The organism is Coprococcus sp. AM11-30B, assembly GCF_027674365.1.
In the GTDB taxonomy this organism is placed as follows: domain Bacteria; phylum Bacillota; class Clostridia; order Lachnospirales; family Lachnospiraceae; genus Allocoprococcus; species Allocoprococcus comes.
The window spans coordinates 1-259 of the sequence record NZ_JAQDVB010000027.1; the positions used below are offsets into that span (position 1 = coordinate 1).

Annotated in this window: 1 tRNA gene; it reads left to right on the top strand. The window is 39.8% G+C overall.

The features are described 5' to 3' along the window. Positions 1-153 precede the first annotated feature (153 nt). Positions 154-225 (top strand) — tRNA-Asn (locus PGU50_RS15315). The last annotated feature ends 34 nt before the right edge of the window (positions 226-259 follow it).

A 259-nucleotide genomic window follows, 5' to 3' on the forward strand; every position in this document is an offset into this window, starting at 1 on the left:
CTAATCGGTCGAGGGCATAACCAAGAAGGTAGGACAGGGTAAGGAAGAATGGATGGAGTGAAGATTTAAATTTGTATGTGGTTTTCAGAGTACATAAAAAATGAAAAAAGCACTTGCAAAATATATGTAAAGTGTTTATAATAATAAGAGTAGTCCTCGATAGCTCAGCGGTAGAGCATTCGGCTGTTAACCGAAGGGTCGTTGGTTCGAACCCAACTCGGGGAGTTCTAAAATCTGTCAGCCAATTACTTGCAGATTT